3 protein-coding genes are annotated in these 2,144 nt (G+C 63.8%); 1 reads left to right on the top strand and 2 read right to left on the bottom strand.

All coding sequences use genetic code 11. From position 1 onward, the window contains the following. Positions 1 to 9: 9 nt before the first annotated feature. Entirely contained in the window at positions 10 to 420 is a 411-nt protein-coding gene (locus EOD15_RS33200) for a DoxX family protein (RefSeq protein WP_127320907.1), read from the bottom strand. A 111-nt stretch (positions 421 to 531) separates the two neighbouring features. After that, positions 532 to 1,461, bottom strand: coding sequence for a bestrophin family ion channel (locus EOD15_RS33195; RefSeq protein ID WP_245463835.1), 930 nt, complete (start codon positions 1,459 to 1,461; stop codon positions 532 to 534). Between the two features lie 163 nt (positions 1,462 to 1,624). On the opposite strand from EOD15_RS33195, the gene EOD15_RS33190 reads away from it, so the two are divergent. Then, positions 1,625 to 2,032 carry an ACT domain-containing protein gene (locus EOD15_RS33190; RefSeq protein WP_127320908.1) on the top strand — a complete coding sequence of 136 codons (408 nt, stop codon included), beginning with the start codon at positions 1,625 to 1,627 and terminating at the stop codon, positions 2,030 to 2,032. Positions 2,033 to 2,144: the final 112 nt, after the last annotated feature.

Below are 2,144 nucleotides of genomic sequence, written 5' to 3'. Positions count from 1 at the left end.
GATCTGGATCTAACGGCTGAACGGGATCAGCGCGCGGACGCGGGCATCGCGCAGATACAGGCCACCCCACAGGATAATGCCGAGATAGACGCCGAACAGCATGTGCGAGAACAGCGGGTTGTCGACACGGACATTCGTGGCGATGGCGCCGCCCATATAGGCGGTGAGCAGGATGGCGCCGAGCACCGAGGTGCGCGGCAGTGCATAGAGAGCGGTCGAGATCAGGCCGATGACGCCGAGCATGCGCGCGACATTGACATCGGCCGGCCAGCCGAGCGGCACCATCGTCTGGGTGACGACATCGAGCGGCGGCAGCTTGATGACGCCGTCGAAGATCATGAACAGCACGATGACGCCGCTGAGCACGCGGCCGGTCCATAAAGCGCCCGGCGAGACGGGTGCGATTTCGGAAATGCTCATGGTGGTCCCTCCTAGTGGTTCGAGCCCTTTTCGCTGGGGTCGAACCAAGGACGTGGCATGGGGCTGCGATCCGACAGAGGTCCGGATTGTTTTAAGCCCGCGCGCCTTCGCCTAGGAAAAATAAAACTTTTCCGCGGGGATCATCTTCGGCGGCGTTTCGCCCAGCGCTTCGAACACCGAGATTTCGCAGACACGGCAGAGGCCGTCGAGTGCAAGGTCGTTGGCCTCGGTGCCGAACGGATCCTCGAGCTCTTCCGAAAGCGCGTCGAGGCCGAAGAAGGTGTAGGCGATCAACGCCGTGAACAGCGGCGTTGCCCAACCGGTGGTCGAGATCAGGCCGATCGGCAGCAGCAGGCAGACGATGTAGGCCGTGCGATGCACCAGCAGCGTGTAGGCGAAAGGTAACGGCGTACCGGCGATCCGCTCGCAGCCGGCCTGGATGGCGGCGATCGACGCGAGCCTCTCATCGAGGATACGAAAGCCGATCGAGTCGACGTCGCCCGCCCGGCGTTGCGCATTGGCACGCCGGCCCATGCGCCTGACCATCTCATCCGCCGGATTGGAAAAGGCTGCTGCCTTGTCCGCCTCGGCGTCGATGAAGGCGCGGGCATCCTTCATGCTGTCGATCTTGCGCAACTGCCCGCGCAGGAAATGACAGAAGGCGAGCGCTTCCATCAGCAAGGCGCGCTGCTCGGTCTGGTCCGGGATGAGGCTGGTGGTGGCGCGGGCCAGATTGCGCATTTCGAAGACCAGCGCGCCCCACAGCTTGCGCGCCTCCCACCAACGGTCGTAGGCGGCGTTGTTCCGGAACGAGAGATAGATCGACAATGTCACGCCGACGAGGCCGAAAGGCGTGATGTTGAAGACGCTGAAATCAAGCTGGAACCGGCGCGCCACGGCCAGGATGATCGCGGAATAGAGCGCGAAGCCCAATATCTGCGGCAGGATGCGTGGCACGACCGAACCGCGCATGATGAAGAACAGCTTCAGGAATGTGGGGCGCGGGCGAACGATCATCGAAGGCCTTTCACGGACCGGCATCGGCCCTCAGCTCCTCTATTGTGCGATGCGACAGGTCCGCAAGCCCAGCCGCCAGCGACATCGCCATGTCGTCCTTGTAGCGCCTGGACTATCGGCACGCGCCGGTCGCGGATATTGAAGAGTACCTGGGCTGCGGCCCATTTCTGCAGGCGAGAGAAAACGAATGACCGGCGAGACCGATCTGAAGACACTGCTGGCATCGATGACGCCGGAGCTGCTGGCCGGCACCTATGTCTTCGCCACGCTGGCGCCCGGCGTCGCTCAGCCGGAAGGCGTTGAGGCGGTGATGATCTTTCGTGAGCGCGAGGGCGTGACGCTGATCGTAGACGAGGAGAAGGCCATCGCTGCGGCACTGACCGCGTCATTCCGCTGCCGGATGGTCACGCTGAACATCCATTCGTCGCTGGAAGCCGTCGGCTTCCTCGCCGCCATCACCACGCGCCTCGCCGCCGCCGGCATGGGCGTGAACCCGGTTTCGGCCTTCTACCACGACCATCTGTTCGTCCCCGCCGACCGGGCGGAGGAAGCGCTGGAGCTGCTGGTTGGGTTGGCGGCTGAGAATCGAAGCTGAGGCTGGTGCTGCCCCTCATCCCCCTGCCGGGATCCTCTCCCCGTGAACGGCAGGGCTATCGCATATGGAATTCCTGAAATGTCTGCCCGGCACGGACCCCCACCCCTAACCC

Origin of the sequence: Mesorhizobium sp. M7A.T.Ca.US.000.02.2.1 (assembly GCF_003996995.1) — a bacterium.
Taxonomy (GTDB): domain Bacteria; phylum Pseudomonadota; class Alphaproteobacteria; order Rhizobiales; family Rhizobiaceae; genus Mesorhizobium.
Note: the sequence above shows the minus strand (reverse complement) of the source record. Positions and strands in the feature narration are given on the sequence as shown.

Bases quoted from the DNA above. Each gene is read 5' to 3' on its own strand.
- EOD15_RS33200 (WP_127320907.1), bottom strand. From the start codon at position 420: ATGAGCATTTCCGAAATCGCACCCGTCTCGCCGGGCGCTTTATGGACC.
- EOD15_RS33195 (WP_245463835.1), bottom strand. From the start codon at position 1,461: ATGCCGGTCCGTGAAAGGCCTTCGATGATCGTTCGCCCGCGCCCCACA.
- EOD15_RS33190 (WP_127320908.1), top strand. From the start codon at position 1,625: ATGACCGGCGAGACCGATCTGAAGACACTGCTGGCATCGATGACGCCG.